The organism is Bacteroides muris (ex Afrizal et al. 2022) (assembly GCF_004793475.1).
Taxonomy (GTDB): domain Bacteria; phylum Bacteroidota; class Bacteroidia; order Bacteroidales; family Bacteroidaceae; genus Bacteroides; species Bacteroides muris.
In genome coordinates this window covers 80,483-103,167 of sequence record NZ_SRYZ01000002.1, presented here as the reverse complement: position 1 = coordinate 103,167, position 22,685 = coordinate 80,483, and the positions used below count along the sequence as shown (strand labels likewise).

The window sequence follows — 22,685 nt, the reverse complement described above, 5'->3', positions numbered from 1 at the left end:
TAACTTATAAAATCCCGTTTGACAAGCACTTGTGTCTGACGTGACAGATACAAGCCTTTGTTGCGACAGACACCCGTGTCTGAGCCGACAAGCACAAGTGTCTGTCAAACGAGACAATATCCATTCATTTTTTACCTGTGTGTCCGAAGCCTCCGGCACCACGTTCCGTTTCATCCAGCACTTCCACTTCCTGCCAGACTGCCTGCTCATGACGCGCTATCACCATCTGGGCAATTCTTTCCCCATCTTCAATAACAAAGGTTTCCGCGGAAAGGTTGACGAGAATCACACAGACTTCTCCCCGGTAATCGGCATCGATTGTTCCGGGAGAGTTCAGCACGGTAATCCCTTTCTTGATGGCCAGTCCGCTGCGCGGACGCACCTGCGCCTCATATCCTTCCGGAAGAGCGATGTAAAGGCCCGTAGGCACCAGGCAGCGCTGCATCGAAGCCAGCGAGATAGGTTCATTAAGGTTTGCACGGATATCCATTCCCGCAGACAACTCAGTGGCATAAGCCGGAAGCGGATGCTTTGATTTATTGATGATTTGTACGTTCAGCATGATGTTATTTACGATTTGACGATTTACAATTGGAGCTACTTCTATTCTTACGGTTCGAGTAATTCAAGTTTCGCGATTCACTTGTGTTTCACTACGGTTCTTTCATTCAAAGAAGTTAGGGAGCTAACAGAAGCAACTCAATTGAGTTACCCCCTAATGACTCCTTTAAATGAAAGAGCCGTGGCATTTCACTACAAACTTGGGCGAAAATACGACTTTTTACACAAAATAGTGATACATTTGCAGTTAAATAATAGTAACTTCAATCGTAAACATCAAATCGTCAAATAGTAAATAGCCTCATGATGAATTGGAATACGCTCATATCTGCCAAACGTTTCGGACTGGAAGAGTTCCATCAGGAACGTCGTGAAAACCGCTCGGAGTTCCAACGGGACTATGACCGCCTCGTCTTCTCCGCACCCTTCCGCCGACTACAAAACAAGACACAGGTATTCCCTCTTCCCGGTAGTGTATTCGTTCACAACCGATTGACACACAGCCTGGAAGTATCATGCGTAGGGCGCTCATTAGGCAACGATATATCGAAAGCCCTCATTGCCCGCCACCCGGAACTGCAAGGCAGCTACCTCACCGAAATAGGCTCCATCGTTTCGGCCGCCTGTCTGGCACACGACTTGGGAAATCCCCCTTTCGGACATTCGGGAGAACGAGCCATCTCCACCTTTTTCTCCGAAGGAAAAGGAATGCCCCTGAAAGAACAACTGACACCCGCGCAATGGGAAGACCTTACCCACTTTGAAGGAAATGCAAATGCGTTCCGCCTGCTCACCCACCAGTTCGCGGGAAGGCGGAAAGGAGGGTTCGTACTTACCTACTCCACCCTGGCAAGCATCGTGAAATATCCCTTTTCATCAAGTCTTGCAGGCAAAAAGTCCAAATTCGGCTTCTTCATCACAGAGGAAGAAAGTTTTCGCCGTATAGCAGAAGAACTGGGCATAAAGAAACTGAACGACAACCCGCTAAAGTATGCCCGCCACCCGCTAGTCTATCTGGTGGAAGCCGCCGATGACATCTGCTACCAGATGATGGACATCGAAGATGCCCACAAACTGAAAATCCTGACTACACAGGAGACCAAAGAACTACTTCTCTCCTACTTCTCGGAAGAACGCCAGGCGCACCGGCTGAAAACGATGGAGATAGTGAGCGATACCAATGAACAGATAGCCTATCTGCGTTCCAGCGTCATCGGGCTGCTTATCGGGGAGTGCGTGCAAGCCTTTATCGACAATGAAGAAAAGATTCTGGAAGGAGAATTTGAAGGAAGCCTCATCAACCATATATCCGAAGTGCCCGCCAATGCCTACAAGCATTGTGCAGACATCTCGATGAAGAGGATTTACCGCTCACGCGACGTACTGGACATCGAGCTTGCAGGTTTCCGCATCATCAGCACCCTGCTCGAGCTGATGATAGATGCCGTATGTTCTCCGGAAAAGGCCTATTCGCAACTGCTCATCAACCGCGTATCGGGCCAGTACAATATAAAAGCGCCTGTACTCTACGAAAGAATACAGGCGGTATTGGATTACATCTCCGGAATGACGGATGTATTTGCACTCGACCTTTACAGAAAAATAAACGGGAATAGCTTGCCGGCGGTATAGGAGACTACACCCGACAAGCTAAAACTTTCTATAATGTTCAAATTCATCCATATATAATCGTTCCAAAGACTTATTGCCAACCGGGCTACCAACAAGCAGAACTTCCTTGTTCGCATTCAACAGGAAAGTTCCAAAGGCCTCATCAGAAGGCAATTGGTTCATTTTATTAAAATCTCCGTTTTTATCAATACAAACCGGATAACTGAAATCATCTCCCCTCAAAATCCATATCAATTCTTTCATATTTTTTGGCTGAATATAAAAAAGCAGTGATACCATTCCAGGATATTTCATTTCCAATCTATTCATAAAATCCTTCCATTCCAATGCCCGAAGCCTACACTCGACACAACCAGCAGAATCAATATAATTGACTATCGTATAAGGAAGCTTTGGGAAACAGAACACAGTGTCTCTTCCCATACGAGTAAAAACTCCATCTGTTGGAAATTGAATCTCTTTTCCAATCCAACTTTCCACATCGGCAATTTTGCTTTCTTTTTCAACGTCCCGACAAGAGGTTAAGAGCATCATGCAAAACAACAAACCACAAATTCTCATTCTCTATTCTTAAATTTAAAGAGTAAAAGAACCGGATTGGCATCTTCTGGCAAAGCACGCAACTTTTCCACTTTCTTCGTATCAGAAATTGCATGAAGCACTTTTTCCGCTTTTTTATCTGCCGGATTAAAATAAGAAACAAAAGATTGTTCTGCTATCGCACAAACGCCCATAGCCGGAATGCTTGCCACATCTTTGGAACTCACATAATATTTCATTCCACTTTTCTTATCAATCATACCATAGCTGGCAGGAATTGATTGGAAAACAATAAAGATACAGTCATCAGTCTCATAGCAAGCAGACACATCCGCTATATATTGAAAACTTTTCTGAATCTGTTCTTCCGGATCGCTTTGCGCCCACAATTTCACCTCTTCTTCCGTTGGAATCTTCTTGGAAGAGAAACTGATACAGGAATCAGCCTTACCTTCCTCCAACCGATAAATATACGAATTAAAACGCTCATAATAATACACTTTATCATCTGAACGAAAAATATAATGTTTGGCTCTATAAGGCAATTTATTACCTTCCAGCAAAAGATTGTTCTTCAACACCATAGTCTTTTCTTTTTCCTTACTCCAAACTACCAAATTCTGGCGAGCCTCTCCTTCTTGATAGACAAGCCCCAGATAGACTGAATTTCCTACTACCGCAAAATCAAGGAAATATGCTCCTATCCGATTGACCTCATAATTATTTTCATCACCACTTCTATACATAATGATACTTTGGGTAGCCCAATCCGCCAAATAAATATTTCCTTCCCCGTCAACATCCATATCACACGGTTCGCTATATTCACCAGGTCCTTGCCCTATCTTATGAATGGATTTTAAGAAATTCCCCTGTCTATCGAACAATAGAACCTTTTTCCCTACTTTATCAAAGACATAAAACGTTTTATTGCAATACAACACCTTGTCTATATCAGCAATCAGCGATGCATCGTTCGTCTCCAAAGGAATACATTCCACATCTGTTATTTCCGGCAATAGCTGCAAGGCAGTATCCAAATTCATCGAATAAGCTGTTTGTAAGTCTTTATGTCCCTTATTACCACAAGATAAGCACATAAAAGGTGCTAACATTAAAAAAAGTAGATGCTTCATAAATATACAAATTTAAAAATGAAGGGTATGCCTTAATATCACAAGCAGCATACCCTCTATCTTTTCAACCACAACAAAGTCAATTACGGGGATTAGAAACTATAACATGAACCGTACCTGCATTACAAATCTGCGATGTTCCAGACATACAAGTTGTAATTTCATCAAAAGTCGTCACTGTTTCTGATACTTCAAAATTCACTCGGCGAACAATAGGAGTTCCCGTTTTAGCACTGGCAACAGACAAGCTCTCTATATTTTGCTCAGCAACATTACCTCTTTGTAAAGAATAAACATTTGCTCCTACCAATATTAGCCCAAACAATGCAAACAAAACCTTCATAATGCTTTTCATAATACCTCCTTTTTAAAAGATTAGTAATATAAACATAAACAAAATAAACAAAATAAACAAAATAAACAAAATAAACAAGATATGCAAATATTCAGACTATATTTTAAGATTGGCAATCCCATTACAAGCATTGGGAACACAATAAATAGAACATTCAGGTATAGGCGGATGATGCGCCCAGATTAATCGTCTGAGCCAGCCATTGATATTCATGATGTCTATCTGCTTGTGATAAATCATACTTGAAACCATACGGCACCTCTTTAAAACCTATTGAATCTCATCCCAACAACTTCTTAGGAAAAGTCACTTACCAAAACCGGTCGAGTCTGACTTTAAAACAGGAAAAGCGTAGCAAACGGCCTTTCAGCCGGTTTGCTACGCTTCACACTATTCTCTCTGATATTTCTTTCAAGAAACTACCTTATTCGCTCCCGACGTAAACTTGCACGCCTCCGGTTCGTTCGCTATGAATGACTCGATGTGACGGATACGCTTATCTGCCAGAATCTCGTCCACAGCAATCAAGATGCCCGTTTCCTCCACATCACCGAAACCGTAATTGATGGCTGTACCGAACATGCGCATGGTAGGGCTAAGACTCATATAGGCATTCACCAACGGAGGAATATTGTAACCCACCTTACGGATTTCACAATTCAAAATCTTATAGTCTTCCTTAAAAGATTCTTTACAGAAGAGAGCATCCAATTCATTCTCGTCCGATTCCAGAATCAACGGTTTCATCGGAGTAATCAAATTGTCCTTATCGGCAAAATGCTTCCGAAGGAAATAAAGAATCTTATCACGGCTCTGACGGTGATAGCTGGGATACATGGTCACCTTTCCGAAGAAATATTTCACATTGGGCATGACTACCGTCAGTGCGCCCAAGCCATCCCACAGATTATCCAATGCAAACAGTCCCTTACTGTCGGTACGCGTAGACTGATACTCCAACGTAACAAAAGACCGCCCCAGCTCGATAGTCATAGGAAGATAATCCTTCAGGAACTTGTCCGAGAAGTTGAACATGTGGGCAGTGGCCAGAATAGGAGCTCCCTGCGCGTCGAAACGCACATCCGTACCCAAGATATAACGGTATCCTCCCAAGATTTCTTCGGCTTCCGGATTCCATACAATGAGCTGCTTGTACGGGTTGTCCATGATGTCATATTCGTCAATATCCATTGACTTGCCCGTTCCTCCTCCCGCAGCGCGGAATGCAATCTCGCGCAAACGGCCGATTTCCTTCATGGTATTCGGAGAGTCTTGGGCAGTAATGATATATATCTGGTTATGACTTCTATTAGTCATACGCAGGCGCTTCTCCTCAGTCAACTCCGCTTTCAGCAGTTCCTTGCTTATCGGTGCAATTACATCTTCCATATTTCTTTGTTAGTAGTTCTTCTTTAAATACAAATACAGTCTCTCTACAATTTATATACAATATCCTTCACATATTGCGCCCATCCGGCCGGAGTTTTCGATTTGTCGAAAGTTTGCCAGGGGATAGGTTTCCCTATGGTGATGGTAAATGTCTTATGACGGTTCTTCAGCATTTCATCTGCCAAGTAGAGCATGGCTATATTGAACTTGATGCCCAACATCTTACAAAAATTGGCAAGATTATAAAAGAAGTTGGAGTTCCGCCCCTCGAAGTGGATGGGAACTACATCACGGTGGGCTTCGACACTCTTCACGATAAAGGTCTTTTTCCAATCCAAGTCACGGATGACCCCATTCTGCCTACGCGAACAGAGCCCTGCGGGAAACATGATGAGCTGATTATCCGAAGCAAATCCCGCCTCCACCATCCTCGGGAAGTCCTTGGCCTGCTTTCCCGTCTTGTTAATGGGGATGCAGAGCGGTGCCAGTCCGTGCAGGTTCATCAGCAAGTCGTTGACCATATATTTCACCTTGCCACCATAAAAGGTGCCCAGGACATAACCCAACGCCACTCCGTCCTGCCCACCCAAAGGATGGTTGGATACAAAAGTATAAAGTCCTTCTTTAGGCAGATTCTCCTCCCCCTTTACCACAATATTGGCATCAAGGAACTCCAGACAAGCCTTCAGAAAATCTACACCGACTTTATCTTTCGACTCCCGCAAAAAGACATTCAATTCCTTTTGATGAACGATATGCTTCAAATAAGAAACCACGAACTTGGGGATATACTTAGACTGCTTCGGAGCCTTTTCCCGAAGTATTTTGTCTATGTCAATCAAAAATAAAGAGTCGTCAGCCATTCTTCTTTTGATGAAATGAATGCGCAAAATTAACTTATCTTTTTAATTAATCGCAAAAAAATGACAGAAAACTGCACCCAAAATCTATCAAATAGCACCTAAAAACTATCAATCGACAGTTTCTCCCCCCGAAAGTGTGTTCGAAATCCATCTGCCCGGAATTCAAGATTCCCTTCTCCATCATCGCCTCATCTCTTATATTTCGCGCATAAACTCATTCAAGCCGTTACGCTTCCACGATAATATCATATACAAAATCAGGATAGCTATTCTTGGTCGCACACCGGATTAAGTTCTATTTAAATTCCTTCATAACCAGCCGGCTGCAACTTACCCCCAATACAACAAGAAACCACAACAAACTGATAGATTTCATTTATAGGAATCAAATTGAAAGAAACGCATAAAAACAATGCACTGAAAACTAACTAAAACCACCCGAAAACTGCCAATTGTTAGATTTTAGCTCAAAAGAAGTTTGATTTCCACCTGCCAGAAAGAAGAATCACCCGTAGTTTTGCATCATCAATAAAACGAACGATAATTTTAAAAATATCCATTATGAATAACAGAACATTTACCCAAGACCTGCTCGGAGTTCAAAACGACTTATTACGCTTTGCATACAAATTAACCTCCAACCGCGAAGAGGCCAACGACCTGCTTCAAGAGACATCATTAAAAGCTCTGGACAATGAAGAGAAATATACACCTGATACCAACTTTAAAGGATGGATATATACCATCATGCGCAATATTTTCATCAACAATTACCGCAAAGTGGTACGCGACCAGACGTTTGTAGATACCACAGACAACCTCTATCACCTGAACACGCCACATGACCTCGCACTCGACAGCACAGAGAGCGCCTACGACCTGAAAGAAATGCACCGCATTGTCAATGCCCTGCCACGTGAGTACAAGATTCCTTTCTCCATGCACGTTTCCGGTTTCAAGTATCGTGAAATCGCAGAAAAGCTGGGACTCCCACTTGGAACAGTAAAAAGCCGCATCTTCTTTACCCGCCAGAAACTGCAACAAGAACTGAAAGATTTCAGATAAAAGAGTAGGACCAACAAAGAATTGTTTATCGATTGGCCGAATAAAAAGTAAACACGTTTATCTTGGGCAATCATAAGACACCAATCAAGATACCTAAAGAGAAACATATGCCTACACCGGGGATATCCATGCTATGTGGCTCCGGTGCACAGGTGCGACCCTACGTACAGTCTCAGCCAATGTGCGGTGCGGCAGCATCCAAATGCCCGTGTGACCGCCTTTCCACCCGACACATCTCCTGCCTGCTTACTCAGCCTGATTTTCATCCTGAAAGCCATCATCTCCTCACTGTTTTTTTAGAGAAACCGCACAAATCCCCCACCAGCAAAGCATTTCAAAAGTAGCTTCATTATCAAACGAATAAACTATCAACAAGGTGTTGAAAACTTCTTCTTAAGATTTTAGTCAAAAGATTGTGGGGAATTGTGGGGAAATGCGTACTTTTACCGTCGCTTATTATAATAAGGTAAAAAATGATACAATTCTTAGGCAACATCGAGGCTAAGGCAGATGCAAAAGGAAGAGTTTTCATCCCTGCTACTTTCCGGAAACAGCTGCAGGCCGCTTCTGAAGAAAGACTCGTATTGCGCAAGGACGTGTATCAGGATTGCCTGGTGCTCTACCCGGAAAGTGTATGGTTTGCCACTCAAAACCAACTTCGCCACCGGCTGAATAAATGGAACGCCAAGCAACAAATGATTTTCCGCCAGTTCGTAAGTGACGCGGAAGTCGTGACCCCTGACGGGAACGGACGCATCCTGCTCCCCAAACGTTACCTGCAAATGGCGGGTATACAAAGTGATGTCCGCTTCATTGGCGTGGACAACACTATAGAGATTTGGGCCAAGGAACGTGCCGACCAACCATTCATGACCCCCGACGAGTTCGGCGAGGCTCTTGAAGAACTGTTGGGAGACGAAAATATTTGTTGTGACGAAAACAAGCTATAAACAACAGATGATGAAAGAAGAAATAACATATCATACCCCCGTATTGCTGATGCCAAGCGTAGATGCAATGAACATCCGCCCGGACGGCACGTATGTAGACGTGACGTTTGGCGGAGGAGGGCATTCGCGCGAGATACTGTCACGTCTGGAAGACGGCGGCCGGCTGTTAAGCTTCGACCAGGACGAGGATGCGGAACGCAACATTGTGAACAACCCGCATTTTACATTCGTACGCAGCAACTTCCGCTACCTGCACAACTTCCTACGCTATCACGGCATTGAAAAAGTGGATGCCATACTTGCCGACCTCGGCGTATCTTCCCATCATTTTGATGACAGCGAACGGGGATTCTCCTTCCGTTTCGACGGGGCACTGGATATGCGTATGAACAAGCGTGCCGGCCTGACTGCTGCCGACATTGTAAATACTTGCGAAGAAGGAAAGCTGGCCGATATCTTTTATTTGTATGGCGAGCTGAAAAACAGCCGGAAACTGGCATCTGTCATTGTCAAGGCACGGGCAACGCAGAGAATTGCCACCATCGGTGAATTCTTGGAAATCGTTAAGCCACTCTTCGACCGCGAACGTGAGAAGAAAGAACTGGCAAAGGTATTTCAAGCATTGCGCATTGAAGTAAACCAAGAAATGGAGGCACTGAAGGAAATGCTATATGCAGCAACAAAAGCACTAAAGCCGGGAGGTCGCCTAGTGGTGATAACCTATCACTCCTTGGAAGACCGTATAGTGAAGAATATCATGAAAACCGGCAATGTGGAAGGCAAAGCCGAAAAAGATTTCTTCGGGAATGTGCTGACCCCGTTCCGGCTGGTCAACAACAAAGTAATCGTACCGGACAAGGAAGAGATAGAACGCAATCCGCGTTCGCGAAGTGCCAAACTGAGAATTGCAGAAAAAGTAATGAACAATCAGTGACTAGCAATGGAAAAGAAGCAAGAAGAAAAGAATACGGAGAAGGTGAAAAAACGCACCTCACTGAAGAACATCATCGGAGGCGACATACTGGCCACAGACTTCTTTCGCCGCCAAGCCGGATTGCTGTTCCTTATCATAGTGCTTATCATTATTTACATCAACAACCGTTACGAATGCCAACTGCAGCTGATTGAGATAGACAATCTTAAAAAAGAGCTGATAGACATCAAGTACGACGCCTTGACACGTAGTTCAGAATTGATGGAACGGAGCCGCCAATCGCGCATCGAGGAATATATCGCCACCAAAGAAAGCGATTTGCAGACTTCCACTAATCCGCCGTACTTACTAAAATAATGGAGAATTGAGAATAAAGTAATTTCAATAGTACATCGTAAATCGTTAAATCGTAAATAACATTGGCTGTAAATCAAAAAAACATAATGAACCGTTACTTCTTCGTCGTCCTACTCATAGGGCTGACGGGGATAGCTATTGTCGTGAAAGGCGCCATGATTATGTTTGCCGAGCGACAGTACTGGCACGATGTAGCCGACCGCTTCGTAAAAGAGAATGTAACGGTAAAGCCCAACCGGGGAAATATTCTGTCCTCGGATGGCAAACTGATGGCAAGTTCTCTGCCGGAATACAAAATCTTCATGGATTTTATGTCGAGCGAAAGAGATGAGAAGCGCCGCAAAAAAGACCAACAGCGTAAGGATTCTATCTGGAAAGCCAATTTCGATTCTATCTGTATCGGGCTTCATCAAATTTTTCCGGACATCAGTACTGCCACCTTCAAAAACCATCTGCGCAAGGGGCGGGAAATGAAGAGCCGGAACTACAACATTCTTCCCAACCGCAACCGGCGCATCTCTTACATTCAGTATAAGGAAGCCAAGCGGTTACCCGTATTCAAAATGAACAAATATAAAGGCGGTTTTCACGAACAGACATATAACCAGCGTAAAAAACCATTCGGTTCTTTGGCTGCCCAAACCTTGGGCCGTCTTTATGCCGATACGGCCATGGGAGCCCGCAACGGCATTGAGTTGGCCTTCGATACCCTACTGAAAGGACGGAACGGTATTACCCACCGCCAGAAGGTGATGAACAAATACCTGGACATCGTAGACATTCCCCCGATAGACGGTTGTGACATCATATCCACCCTCGACGTAGGCATGCAGGACATCTGCGAAAAAGCTCTGGTGGACAAGCTGAAGGAAATCAATGCCAACGTCGGAGTAGCCGTACTGATGGAAGTGGCTACCGGAGAAATAAAGGCCATTGTCAACATGATGAAAGCCGGGGACGGCAATTACTATGAAATGAACAGTAATGCCATCAGCGATATGTTGGAACCGGGCTCCACCTTTAAGACAGCCTCCATTATGGTGGCACTGGAAGACGGGAAAATAACCCCGGATACCGAAGTAGACACGGGCAACGGCATTATGAATATGTACGGCAGTAAGATGAGAGATCACAACTGGCGCCGGGGAGGTTACGGAAAGATAGATGTGACACGTATTCTGGAAGTTTCTTCCAATGTGGGTGTCTCCTACCTCATCGACAAGTACTACAAGGATAATCCGCAGAAGTTCGTGGACGGTTTGAAGCGTATGAGCCTCAACCAGCCGCTTCATCTGCAAATACCCGGCGAAGGGAAGCCCAACATCAAAGGACCTAAAGAACGTTATTTTGCCAAAACGACTTTGCCATGGATGAGTATCGGTTACGAGACCCAGATACCTCCCATAAACATACTGACCTTCTACAATGCCATAGCCAACAACGGAACCATGGTACGCCCCAAGTTTGTGAAAGCAGCGGTAAAGGACGGTGAGGTAGTGAAAGAATATCCTACGGAAGTAATCAATTCCAAGATATGTTCCGACCGTACCCTGACACAAATCCGTGAAATCCTTCAGAAAGTGGTGTCACAAGGACTGGCAAAACCTGCCGGCAGCAAACAGTTCTCCGTATCAGGCAAGACGGGTACGGCACAGATTTCACAAGGAGCAGCCGGATATAAAGCGGGACGCGTGAACTATCTGGTAAGTTTCTGCGGCTATTTCCCTTCGGAAGCACCCAAATACAGTTGTATAGTTTCCATCCAGAAGCCCGGGTTGCCGGCTTCGGGCGGCTTGATGGCAGGTAGTGTCTTTGGGAAAATAGCGGAAAGAGTTTATGCCAAAAACCTGCGTTTTGACATACGCAATGCTATAGACAGTACCACCAATGTGATTCCTCCTGTGAAAGCCGGAGAGATGAACGAAGCACTCCTAGTATTGAACGATTTGAAAGTACCCGTTCAGAAACAGTTCTCCGGAGAAAGAAAAAAGGAACAATGGGGGCATACACAAGCTGCCCCGGCAGCAGTCATCCTGCAAGACCGGGAACCGGCCTCAGGCACCGTGCCCAGCGTGGTCGGTATGGGAGCGAAAGATGCTGTCTACCTTTTAGAGAGCAAAGGACTGAAAGTAAGACTAAGCGGAGTGGGACGGGTGAGGAACCAATCCATAGCAAGCGGCAGCCGGATAGTGAAAGGACAGACCATAGCCCTGACTCTACGTTAACATGAGAATAAACAAGATTTGGATATACATTATATATAATAAGGTATGAAATTAAGTGATTTGTTGAAAACAATACAACCGGTTCAGGTTATCGGAAATACAAGCATGGAAATAACAGGAGTGAATATAGACTCCCGCCTGATAGGAACCGGACATCTGTTCATGGCCATGCGTGGTACACAGACCGACGGACATGCCTATATCCCGGCTGCTATCGACAAAGGGGCTGTTGCAGTATTGTGTGAGGAATTGCCGGAAGAGCTCAGAACCGGCATCACCTACATTCAGGTGAAAGACAGTGAAGATGCTGTAGGAAAAGTAGCCACCACTTTCTATGGTGACCCTACATCCAAGATGGAACTTGTCGGTGTGACCGGAACCAATGGAAAAACGACCACCGCTACCTTATTATATAATACTTTCCGCTACTTCGGCTACAAGGTCGGACTGGTTTCCACCGTATGCAATTACATCGACGACCAGCCCGTACCGACCGAACATACCACTCCAGACCCTATCACCCTGAATCGTCTGCTTGGCAAAATGGCCGATTCCGGCTGTAAATACGCCTTCATGGAAGTCAGCTCCCACTCCATTGCCCAGAAGCGCATCAGCGGTCTGAAGTTTGCCGGTGGTGTTTTCACTAATCTGACCCGCGACCACCTAGATTATCATAAGACAGTGGAAAATTACCTCAAGGCCAAGAAGAAATTCTTCGACGAACTGCCAAAAGGAGCTTTCAGCTTGACCAATCTGGATGACAAGAACGGACTTGTGATGACACAAAATAGCCGTTCAAAAATATACACCTACTCCTTGCGTAGTCTCAGCGACTTCAAAGGCAAAATCCTGGAATCCCATTTCGAGGGAATGTTACTTGACTTCAACAACCATGAATTGGCAGTGCGTTTCATCGGAAAGTTCAATGCCTATAACTTATTGGCAGTATTCGGTACCGCCATATTGCTAGGCAAGAAAGAAGAAGATGTACTGGTTGCCCTCAGCACGCTACATCCGGTAACCGGCCGCTTCGACACCATCCGTTCACCGAAAGGCTTCACCGCCATTGTGGACTATGCACATACTCCGGACGCACTGGTCAATGTATTGAACGCCATTCACGGAGTGCTGGAAGGAAAAGGGAAAGTTATTACCGTTGTGGGCGCCGGTGGCAACCGCGACAAGGGAAAGCGCCCCATCATGGCCAAAGAATCTGCCCGTTTGAGCGACCGGGTCATCATCACCTCCGATAACCCGCGCTTTGAAGAGCCGCAGGACATCATCAATGACATGCTGGCAGGTCTGGATAAAGACGACATGCAGAAAACCATCAGCATCACCGACCGCCGCGAAGCCATCAAAACAGCCTGCATGCTGGCACAACCGGGAGACGTAATTCTCGTTGCAGGCAAGGGGCATGAGAATTATCAAGAGATTAAAGGTGTCAAACACCATTTTGACGATAAAGAAATATTAAATGAGATCATGTGCTAATATACCAATGTGCCAATAGCCATGTGGTATTGTAGAAAACCGCATTCCTTATTAATTAGCATATCGGCACATTAAAACAATTAAATAATTAGAATCATGTTATACTACATATTTCAATGGTTAGACAAATATGACTTCCCCGGTGCGGGCATGTTCGGCTATACATCCTTCCGTTCGTTGATGGCAATCATTCTGGCATTGCTCATTTCGAGCATTTGGGGAGACAAGTTCATCAACCTGCTGAAACGCAAGCAAATTACCGAGACGCAACGTGATGCCAACATCGACCCATTCGGTGTGAACAAAGTGGGAGTACCCAGCATGGGCGGTGTCATCATCATTTTTGCCATACTCATTCCTTGCTTGTTACTGGGTAAATTGAGCAATATTTATATGATATTGATGCTGATTACCACAATCTGGTTAGGGTCGCTTGGCTTTGCCGACGACTACATCAAGATATTCAAAAAAGACAAGGAAGGGCTGCACGGCAAGTTCAAAATCATCGGTCAAGTAGGTTTAGGACTTATCGTCGGACTGACTCTTTACCTCAGTCCGCAGGTGGTTATCCGCGAGAACATAGAAATGGAGAAGTCGGACGGACAGATAGAAGTGGTGCATGCCGCCAAAGAAATCAAGGCAACCCAAACCACCATCCCATTCTTCAAAAGCAATAACTTCGATTATGCCGATTTAGTGAGTTTCATGGGTGAACATGCCCAGACAGTAGGTTGGATACTGTTTGTGATTATCACGATTTTCGTAGTTACCGCCGTCAGCAACGGTGCCAATCTGAATGATGGAATGGACGGAATGGCAGCAGGAAACTCCGCCATTATCGGACTGACCTTGGGAATACTCGCCTACGTGTCGAGCCACATTGAATATGCCGGTTACTTGAATATCATGTACATTCCCGGCTCAGAAGAGTTGGTAATCTTTATCTGCGCCTTTATCGGTGCGCTTATCGGCTTCTTGTGGTACAATGCCTATCCGGCCCAAGTATTCATGGGTGATACGGGCAGCCTGACCATTGGAGGAATCATCGCAGTATATGCCATCATTATTCACAAGGAACTGCTGATACCCATCCTTTGCGGTATCTTCCTCGTGGAGAACCTCTCGGTCATCCTGCAACGCTTCTACTACAAGGCAGGCAAGCGGAAAGGCGTGAAGCAACGCCTCTTCAAGCGAACGCCAATACACGACCACTTCCGCACCTCCATGAACCAGATAGAGCCAGGATGCAGCGTGGTATTCACCAAACCAGACAAGTTGTTCCATGAATCCAAAATCACCATCCGCTTCTGGATTGTGACGATTGTATTGGCAGCGATAACGATTATAACATTAAAAATCAGATAATGCGGGGTGCATCCGCACATTTCCCACATTGACATATTAGTATATAAAGATTATGAGTAGAATTGTAGTATTAGGAGCTGGCGAAAGCGGCGCAGGTGCTGCCATACTGGCCAAAGTGAAAGGTTTCGACACGTTCGTCTCCGACATGTCCGCCATCAAAGACAAATACAAGGAACTGCTGGATAAATACGGCATTGCCTGGGAAGAGGAACACCACACAGAAGAGCTGATTCTGAATGCTGACGAAGTAGTGAAAAGCCCCGGTATCCCCAACGACGCTCCGCTCATTATGAAATTAAAGGAAAAAGGTACGCCCGTCATCTCTGAGATAGAGTTTGCGGGACGATACACTAATGCAAAGATGGTCTGTATCACCGGCTCGAACGGAAAGACAACAACCACCTCGCTCATTTATCACATCTTCAAAAGTGCAGGCCTGAACGTCGGCCTCGCCGGCAACATCGGCAACAGTCTGGCTTTGCAGGTGGCCACAGAGCAGCATGATTACTACGTCATTGAGTTGAGTTCCTTCCAGCTGGACAATATGTATAACTTCCGTGCCAACATTGCCGTACTGATGAACATCACTCCGGACCACTTGGACCGCTACGACCACTGCATGCAAAAATATGTGGACGCCAAATTCCGCATCACTCAAAATCAGACACCGGAAGATGCTTTTATCTTCTGGAACGACGACCCCATCATCAAACGCGAACTGGACAAGCATGGCCTTCGCGCCCATCTCTACCCGTTTGCTGCCGTAAAGGAAGACGGGGCCATCGCATACGTGGAAGACGGTGAAGTGGAAATCAACGAACCGATAGCTTTCAACATGGAGCAGGAGGAATTGGCGCTTCACGGTACACACAACCTATACAATTCGTTAGCCGCCGGCATCTCGGCCAATTTAGCCGGCATCCGGAAAGAATATATCCGCAAGGCCTTGTCCGACTTCAAGGGAGTGGAACACCGGCTGGAGAAAGTAGCCACCATACGTGGCGTGAACTTCATCAACGATTCCAAGGCAACGAACGTAAACTCCTGCTGGTATGCCCTGCAAAGCATGGCTGGCAAAACCGTACTTATCCTTGGTGGTAAGGACAAAGGAAACAATTATACGGAAATCGAAGACCTTGTACGCGAAAAGTGTTCCGCCCTGGTATATTTGGGATTGCACAACGAAAAGTTACACGACTTCTTCGACCGCCTGGGATTGCCCGTAGCTGATGTTCAGACCGGCATGAAGGATGCCGTAGAAGCAGCCTTCAAACTGGCAAAGAAAGGTGAAACTGTGTTGCTTAGCCCTTGCTGTGCCTCCTTCGATCTCTTCAAGAGCTATGAGGACCGCGGCGACCAATTCAAAGCATGTGTCAGGGCTCTATAAGTTACGGATGCCGTAACAAGAACGGCAACTTTTAATACTTTAATTATTAATTTTTAATTTGCGAAGCATTGGATTTATTAAAGAGCATATTCAAAGGGGACAAAGTGATTTGGATGATTTTCCTCTTTCTTTGCCTCATCTCCATAATAGAGGTGTTCAGTGCATCGAGCACGCTAGTCTATCAAAGTGGCAACCACTGGGGGCCCATCACGCGCCACACCATCTTCCTAATGATAGGCACCTTGTTCGTGGTGCTGTTCCACAACATCCCCTACAAATGGTTTCAAGGCATTCCTTACTTGCTGTTCATACCTACACTTATTTTCCTAATCATGCTGTTGGTGTGCAACGACCTAAGCATAGCCGGAGTGCTGGTTATCGAAAAGACCAATGATGCAGGACGATGGATAAAATTGCTTGGCATACAGTTCCAGCCATCTGAATTTGCCAAGATGACTGTGATGATAGCCACCGCCTACAACCTTTCAAGGGGACAAACCGAAGAGGGAGCAAATCCCAAAGCCTTCAAATACATCATGGGAATTACCGGTTTGTTCTGTCTGCTCATCTTCCCGGAGAACTTCTCCACTGCAGCGCTACTCTTCGGAGTGGTGTATCTGATGATGTTCATCGGACGCATTGCCGCCAAGAAGATAACGATACTGACAAGCATCCTCTTGGGTATCGCCGTGGCAGGTGTGCTTTTCCTGGAACTGACCAAGGACGTGGACAGCCGTTTCCTACACCGTTTCGACACTTGGCGCACACGCATCGAGAAATTTGTTAGCTCCGAAGAGGTGCCCGCAGCCAAATTCGACATTGACCGCGACGCACAAGTGGGACACGCACGCATAGCCATGGCAACCAGCCACATTCTGGGCAAGGGACCGGGGAACTCCGTTCAACGGGACTTCCTGAGCCAAGCCTACTCCGACTTTATCTTCGCCATCATTGTAGAAGAATTGGGGTTACTTCCCGCTGCCATCGTAGTACTGCTCTACATCATTCTGCTGATAAGGGCGGGACGTATCGCAAAAAAATGCAACCGTACCTTCCCGGCTTTCCTTGTCATAGGCATTGCCTTGCTACTGGTGACACAAGCCATGTTCAATATGATGGTGGCTGTTGGTCTGGCACCCGTTACGGGACAGCCCTTACCGCTTATCAGCCGCGGAGGAACCTCCACCATCATCAACTGTATATATATCGGCATGATACTGAGTGTCAGCCGATATACAGCCAAGCTGGAAGAACAACGGATGCACGATGCACAAGTATCGATGCTGGTGGATGCCGGAAATACAGTCCCCCTGGAGCAACCGGCCGACAGCGAAGCACAGACTGCCGCCGAACCGACGGCAAAGGCACTGAACAATGATACGGAGTTTGAATGACGGCCTCTCCCTCCAACCCCTCTCCCGTAGGGAGAAGAGGAAAGCATGATTTAGTAATGGAGAGTATGCCAATAATACAAAAATAACGAAAAACAAGAATATGAGTAAAGACGTAAACAACTATACCACCCAAAGCAACTCTACCCCCCTCCCTACGGAGAAGAGGTCGAAGGTGAGGCTTATCATCAGCGGCGGCGGCACCGGAGGACATATCTTTCCGGCAATCTCCATCGCTAATGCCATAAAAGAGCTGTGCCCCGACGCCGAAATCCTCTTCGTAGGTGCCGAAGGAAGAATGGAAATGCAGCGTGTTCCGGATGCAGGTTACCGGATTATAGGATTGCCCGTTGCCGGATTCGACCGCAAACATCTGTGGAAGAACTTCTCCGTACTGCTGAAACTGATACGGAGCCAGTGGAAAGCACGGAGCATCATCAAGGAGTTCCGCCCGCAAGTGGCCGTGGGTGTAGGTGGCTATGCCAGTGGTCCTACGCTGAAAACGGCAGGAATAATGGGTATTCCCACTCTGATACAGGAACAGAATTCCTACGCCGGTGTCACCAATAAGTTGCTAGCACAGAAAGCCTGCAAAATTTGTGTAGCCTACGAAGGCATGGAAAAGTTTTTTCCGGCAGAAAAAATAATCATGACTGGTAATCCGGTACGCCAGAACCTGCTCGGACATTCCATCCTGCACGCAGACGCCGTAAAGTACTTCGGACTGAATCCGGAAAGGAAGACTATCCTCATCCTGGGCGGAAGCCTGGGAGCCCGCACCATCAACCAGACACTGACCGCCAGTCTGGACGTTGTCCGTGCCCACCCCGACGTACAATTCATCTGGCAGACGGGCAAAATATACATTGACCAAGTCAGAGAAACCATTACGACCGCCACGGGAGAAGTCGTACGCAATCCGCACATCAGCACCATTCCGAATCTGTACGTAACGGACTTTATCAAGGATATGGCAAACGCCTATGCCGCTGCCGACTTGGTGATTTCACGTGCCGGAGCCGGCTCCATCTCCGAGTTCTGCCTGCTGCACAAACCGGTCATCTTGGTTCCTTCGCCTAATGTAGCCGAAGACCATCAGACCAAGAATGCACTGGCACTGGCGGATAAAGATGCAGCCATCTATGTGAAAGACGTAGAAGCGAAAGACAAACTATTGCCGATAGCTTTAGAGACCATTAGCAATCCCCAAAAGCTGAAAGACTTAAGTGAAAACATTGCCAGGTTGGCATTGCCCAATTCGGCCACTGTCATAGCCAAAGAGGTATTGAAGTTAATTACCAACCCTAATCATCAATTAAAATAATGAATATCGAAACAATCAAATCCGTTTATTTCGTCGGTGCGGGCGGCATCGGTATGAGCGCTCTGATACGCTATTTCCTTTCCAAAGGAAAGCAGGTGGCCGGATATGACCGTACGCCGAGCGACCTGACCGAACGTCTGATTACGGAGGGTGCACAAATACATTACGAGGAAGACATCGACCTTATCCCTACATCGTGCAAAGACAAGACAAGCACGCTGGTAGTCTACACCCCTGCCGTACCGCAAGAACATGCCGAACTGACCTACTTCCGCGAAAATGGTTTCGAGATACATAAACGTTCCCAAGTATTGGGTATCATCACCCGCAGCAGTAAAGGCCTGTGCGTGGCAGGTACACACGGCAAGACCACAACCAGCACCATGGCTGCCCATCTGCTGCACCAGTCGCATGTAGGCTGTACTGCCTTCCTCGGAGGAATTGCCAAGAACTACGGCACTAACCTGTTGCTTTCCCCCACCAGTCCCTATACCGTCATCGAAGCCGACGAGTTCGACCGTTCTTTCCACTGGTTGTCACCCTGGATGAGTGTCATTACTGCCACCGACCCCGACCACCTGGATATATATGGAACCAAAGAAGCCTATCTTGAAAGCTTCCGCCACTACACAACGCTTATCCAGCCAGGCGGTGCTCTGATTCTGCACAAAGGACTGGAGATGCAGCCCGACGTACAGCCGGGGGTAACCACCTACACCTACTCACGCAACGAGGGTGACTTCCATGCCGAAAATATCCGTATCGGAAACGGTGAAATCTTCATCGACTTCGTAGCACCGGACACTCGCATCAACAATATTCAGTTGGGCGTTCCCGTCAGCATCAACATCGAAAACGGTGTGGCAGCCATGGCACTCGCCCACTTGAGCGGCGCCACTGACGAGGAAATCAAGCAGGGTATGGCGAGCTTCCGCGGAGTAGACCGCCGCTTCGACTTCAAACTGAAGAATGACAAGATTGTATTTCTCAGCGACTACGCCCACCACCCGGAGGAAATAGCCCAAAGCGTGAAGTCCGTCCGTGAACTGTATCGGGACAAGAAGATAACCGTCATCTTCCAGCCTCACTTGTACACCCGTACCCGCGACTTCTACCGGGATTTTGCAGACAGCCTCTCCCTATCCGACGAGGTGATTCTGACAGAGATATACCCTGCCCGCGAGCAACCGATTCCCGGCGTGACGAGCCAGTTGATTTACGACAATCTCCACCCCGACATCGAAAAATGCATCTGCAGGAAAGAAGATGTCCTAAGCCTTCTCTCTCAAAAGTACACCGAAGTAGTGGTAGTGCTGGGAGCCGGAGACTTGGATAACTATGTGCCCCAAATCAGCAAACTATTATCAGAGAAGTATCATGATTAAAAGGATTCTACTTTCTATCGTTCTGTTGCTTGTTATTGCCTATCTGGTGGTGGCTGTCACTACCTTAAACCGCAAACCGGCCTCCCAAGTGTGCCATGACATGGAGCTGGTGATAGAGGACACGATATATGCGGGCTTCATCACGAAGAAGGAAGTAGCTACCCTGCTGGAAAAGAAAGGCATCAGCCCCATTGGGAAAGATTTGAAGCGCGTGCGCACCAAGACTTTAGAACGCGAACTCGCCAAACATCCCCTCATCGACCAGGCGGAATGTTACAAAACTCCAAGCGGCAAGCTTTGCATCGAAGTGACCCAGCGCATCCCTATCCTGCGCGTGATGAGCGCCAATGGCGAGAACTACTATCTGGACAACAAAGGCACTGTAATGCCTCCCGATGCAAAGTGCATTGCACACCTTGCCATAGTGACCGGAAACGTAGAAAAGTCGTTTGCCATGAGGGATTTATATAAGTTTGGTGTATTTTTGCAGAAGAATTCTTTTTGGAATGCACAAATTGAACAGATTCATGTGCTGCCGGGCAAAAACATAGAATTAGTGCCACGCGTCGGCGACCATCTCATCTACTTGGGTAAAATGGCCGATTTTGAAAAGAAACTGAAACGTGTAAAAGCATTCTACGAAAGAGGATTAAACCAGGTAGGCTGGAACAAATACTCCCGCATTAACGTTGAATTCGATAATCAGATTATCTGCACGAAAAGAGAGAAGTAATGTAACATTTACAATGTATAAAGTACAATTCAGCCATGCGGCATAATAGTGCAACCCAATTGTACATTGTAAATGGTAAATGGTAAATTGTAAATGAAGATATATAATTAAATAAAAGATATGGCAACAACAGATTTCATCGCCGCTATCGAGTTGAGTTCTTCCAAGATTTCCGGTATCGCAGGAAAGAAGAGCAGTGACGGAAGTATCCAGGTGTTGGCTTATGCACGCGAAGAGGCATCCCCGTTTATACACAAAGGAGCCATCTACAACATTGACAAGGCTGCACAAGCACTGACTTCCATCATCAACAAGCTGGAAGGCCAGCTGAACAACTCCATCGCCAAAGTATATGTAGGCATCGGTGGACAATCATTACGCACGGTGAGGAATGCGGTAAGCCGTATGCTGGAGGAAGAGAGCATCATTTCGCAAGAGCTGGTAGACGAGATTTGCGACGAGAACCGTGATGTACCCCTGACAGACATGAGTGTGCTGGATGTAGCCCCGCAAGAATACAAGATAGACCATACACTGCAGGTGGAACCGGTAGGAGTTACCGGACGGCACATCACGGGTCAGTTCCTCAACATTGTGGCCCGCGCCTCACTGAAAAAGAACCTCGAGCATAGCTTCGAGCAAGCCAAAGTGGAAATTGCCGACGACCTGCTCGTGGCTCCCACTGCGTTGGCCAAAGCCGTGCTGACCGAAAACGAAATGCGTTCGGGCTGCGCACTTGTCGACTTCGGTGCCGACACCACCACCGTGCTGGTCTATAAGAACAATATCCTGCGCTACCTCAGCGTACTGCCGCTGGGCGGAAACAACATTACCCACGACATCACTTCCCTGCAAATGGAGGAGGAAGATGCCGAGAAGCTGAAACTGCAATACGGCGACGCCCTCTACGAGGAGGAAGAAGGCACCGAGACCCCTGCCGTATGTACGTCGGAAGACGGCCGGACTCTCGAAGTGGCCCTGCTGAACAATATCATCGGAGCCCGTGCGGAAGAAATCCTTGCCAACGTATGGAACCAGTTACAACTTTCCGGTTACGAAGACAAACTTTTCTCCGGTGTCGTATTCACCGGTGGAGGAGCCAATCTGAAAAATCTTGAGAAAGCTTTCCATAAAGTGAGCAAGATTGAAAAGGTAAAGACCGCCAAGTTCGTACAGGCCACCGTCCACACACACAGCGACGAGCCCAAGAAGGACGGCATGCACAACACTCTGCTGGGGTTGCTGGCTGCCGGCAACGAGAATTGCTGCCTGCAAGAGGTGAAGCCGGTACAGCAGCAGCCTGCCGCCAACATTCCCCCAAAACCAATCGACATATTCGTGGACGACGAAGCGCTGAAAGAGCAGGAAGCTGCCGCACGAGCCGCCAAGGCACAGCGCGAAAAAGAGGAGAAAGAACGCAAGGAGCGTGATCGCAAGAGAGAGCAGCGCGAAAAGGAAGAAAAGAAGAAGAAAAAGAAAGAAGGCACCAAGTGGTCTTTCGGAAAGGCTTTCGAAAAGACTTTCAGCAAAATCTCCAACGAAATCTTCTCGGACGACGATATGAAGTAACAATGTGATAATGTGCCAGAAAATTAAATT

21 protein-coding genes are annotated in these 22,685 nt (G+C 46.7%); 14 read left to right on the top strand and 7 right to left on the bottom strand.

The features are described 5' to 3' along the window. Positions 1-124 precede the first annotated feature (124 nt). Positions 125-559: a dUTP diphosphatase gene (dut, locus tag E5355_RS01540; protein ID WP_136008982.1), complete on the bottom strand. Its 435-nt coding sequence runs from the start codon at positions 557-559 to the stop codon at positions 125-127. Between the two features lie 305 nt (positions 560-864). Between dut and E5355_RS01535 the strand changes: the two genes are divergently transcribed. Further along, positions 865-2,193: a deoxyguanosinetriphosphate triphosphohydrolase gene (locus E5355_RS01535; RefSeq protein ID WP_136008886.1), complete on the top strand. Its 1,329-nt coding sequence runs from the start codon at positions 865-867 to the stop codon at positions 2,191-2,193. An 18-nt stretch (positions 2,194-2,211) separates the two neighbouring features. On the opposite strand, the gene E5355_RS01530 is transcribed toward E5355_RS01535, so the two are convergent. The 5 genes from E5355_RS01530 to E5355_RS01510 form a co-directional block, all read right to left on the bottom strand. Then, positions 2,212-2,754 (bottom strand): hypothetical protein, encoded by a 543-nt coding sequence (locus E5355_RS01530; RefSeq protein ID WP_136008885.1) that lies wholly within the window; start codon positions 2,752-2,754, stop codon positions 2,212-2,214. Further along, the gene (locus E5355_RS01525; RefSeq protein ID WP_136008884.1) at positions 2,751-3,869 is read right to left on the bottom strand and encodes a 6-bladed beta-propeller; all 1,119 of its coding nucleotides are present in this window, start codon (positions 3,867-3,869) and stop codon (positions 2,751-2,753) included. The genes E5355_RS01530 and E5355_RS01525 overlap by 4 nt, the downstream gene beginning before the upstream one ends. A gap of 79 nt (positions 3,870-3,948) precedes the next feature. Then, on the bottom strand, positions 3,949-4,224 hold the full coding sequence (locus tag E5355_RS01520) for a hypothetical protein (protein ID WP_136008883.1): 276 nt from the start codon (positions 4,222-4,224) through the stop codon (positions 3,949-3,951). 411 nt (positions 4,225-4,635) lie between these two features. Continuing rightward, entirely contained in the window at positions 4,636-5,613 is a 978-nt protein-coding gene (locus E5355_RS01515) for a GNAT family N-acetyltransferase (RefSeq protein WP_136008882.1), read from the bottom strand. Positions 5,614-5,657: 44 nt separating this feature from the next. Then, positions 5,658-6,476: a 1-acyl-sn-glycerol-3-phosphate acyltransferase gene (locus E5355_RS01510; protein ID WP_136008881.1), complete on the bottom strand. Its 819-nt coding sequence runs from the start codon at positions 6,474-6,476 to the stop codon at positions 5,658-5,660. A gap of 561 nt (positions 6,477-7,037) precedes the next feature. Between E5355_RS01510 and E5355_RS01505 the strand changes: the two genes are divergently transcribed. Next, the gene (locus E5355_RS01505; RefSeq protein WP_136008880.1) at positions 7,038-7,541 is read left to right on the top strand and encodes an RNA polymerase sigma factor; all 504 of its coding nucleotides are present in this window, start codon (positions 7,038-7,040) and stop codon (positions 7,539-7,541) included. Positions 7,542-7,672: 131 nt separating this feature from the next. On the opposite strand, the gene E5355_RS19300 is transcribed toward E5355_RS01505, so the two are convergent. After that, positions 7,673-7,822 carry a hypothetical protein gene (locus E5355_RS19300; RefSeq protein ID WP_168354254.1) on the bottom strand — a complete coding sequence of 50 codons (150 nt, stop codon included), beginning with the start codon at positions 7,820-7,822 and terminating at the stop codon, positions 7,673-7,675. Positions 7,823-8,014: 192 nt separating this feature from the next. Here E5355_RS19300 and mraZ point away from each other — a divergent pair, with 192 nt between their 5' ends. The 12 genes from mraZ (at position 8,015) to ftsA (ending at position 22,655) form a co-directional block, all read left to right on the top strand. Beyond that, positions 8,015-8,491, top strand: coding sequence for a division/cell wall cluster transcriptional repressor MraZ (gene mraZ, locus E5355_RS01500; RefSeq protein WP_136008879.1), 477 nt, complete (start codon positions 8,015-8,017; stop codon positions 8,489-8,491). Positions 8,492-8,501: 10 nt separating this feature from the next. Next, on the top strand, positions 8,502-9,425 hold the full coding sequence (rsmH, locus tag E5355_RS01495; RefSeq protein ID WP_136008981.1) for a 16S rRNA (cytosine(1402)-N(4))-methyltransferase RsmH: 924 nt from the start codon (positions 8,502-8,504) through the stop codon (positions 9,423-9,425). A 6-nt stretch (positions 9,426-9,431) separates the two neighbouring features. Continuing rightward, positions 9,432-9,782: an FtsL-like putative cell division protein gene (locus tag E5355_RS01490; protein WP_136008878.1), complete on the top strand. Its 351-nt coding sequence runs from the start codon at positions 9,432-9,434 to the stop codon at positions 9,780-9,782. An 86-nt stretch (positions 9,783-9,868) separates the two neighbouring features. Further along, positions 9,869-12,007, top strand: coding sequence for a penicillin-binding protein (locus tag E5355_RS01485; RefSeq protein ID WP_136008877.1), 2,139 nt, complete (start codon positions 9,869-9,871; stop codon positions 12,005-12,007). Positions 12,008-12,052: 45 nt separating this feature from the next. Then, positions 12,053-13,501, top strand: a complete 1,449-nt coding sequence (locus E5355_RS01480; protein ID WP_136008876.1) for a UDP-N-acetylmuramoyl-L-alanyl-D-glutamate--2,6-diaminopimelate ligase — start codon at positions 12,053-12,055, stop codon at positions 13,499-13,501. Between the two features lie 96 nt (positions 13,502-13,597). Next, the gene (gene mraY / locus E5355_RS01475; RefSeq protein WP_136008875.1) at positions 13,598-14,866 is read left to right on the top strand and encodes a phospho-N-acetylmuramoyl-pentapeptide-transferase; all 1,269 of its coding nucleotides are present in this window, start codon (positions 13,598-13,600) and stop codon (positions 14,864-14,866) included. A gap of 52 nt (positions 14,867-14,918) precedes the next feature. After that, the gene (murD, locus tag E5355_RS01470) at positions 14,919-16,253 is read left to right on the top strand and encodes a UDP-N-acetylmuramoyl-L-alanine--D-glutamate ligase (protein WP_136008874.1); all 1,335 of its coding nucleotides are present in this window, start codon (positions 14,919-14,921) and stop codon (positions 16,251-16,253) included. Between the two features lie 68 nt (positions 16,254-16,321). After that, positions 16,322-17,647: an FtsW/RodA/SpoVE family cell cycle protein gene (locus tag E5355_RS01465; protein ID WP_136008873.1), complete on the top strand. Its 1,326-nt coding sequence runs from the start codon at positions 16,322-16,324 to the stop codon at positions 17,645-17,647. A 100-nt stretch (positions 17,648-17,747) separates the two neighbouring features. Next, positions 17,748-18,968, top strand: coding sequence for an undecaprenyldiphospho-muramoylpentapeptide beta-N-acetylglucosaminyltransferase (gene murG, locus E5355_RS01460; protein WP_136008872.1), 1,221 nt, complete (start codon positions 17,748-17,750; stop codon positions 18,966-18,968). Further along, the gene (gene murC, locus E5355_RS01455) at positions 18,968-20,353 is read left to right on the top strand and encodes a UDP-N-acetylmuramate--L-alanine ligase (RefSeq protein WP_136008871.1); all 1,386 of its coding nucleotides are present in this window, start codon (positions 18,968-18,970) and stop codon (positions 20,351-20,353) included. Before murG ends, murC begins: the two co-directional genes overlap by 1 nt. Next, positions 20,346-21,086, top strand: a complete 741-nt coding sequence (locus E5355_RS01450) for a cell division protein FtsQ/DivIB (RefSeq protein ID WP_136008870.1) — start codon at positions 20,346-20,348, stop codon at positions 21,084-21,086. Before murC ends, E5355_RS01450 begins: the two co-directional genes overlap by 8 nt. Positions 21,087-21,206: 120 nt before the next feature. After that, positions 21,207-22,655, top strand: coding sequence for a cell division protein FtsA (gene ftsA, locus E5355_RS01445; RefSeq protein WP_136008869.1), 1,449 nt, complete (start codon positions 21,207-21,209; stop codon positions 22,653-22,655). Positions 22,656-22,685: the final 30 nt, after the last annotated feature.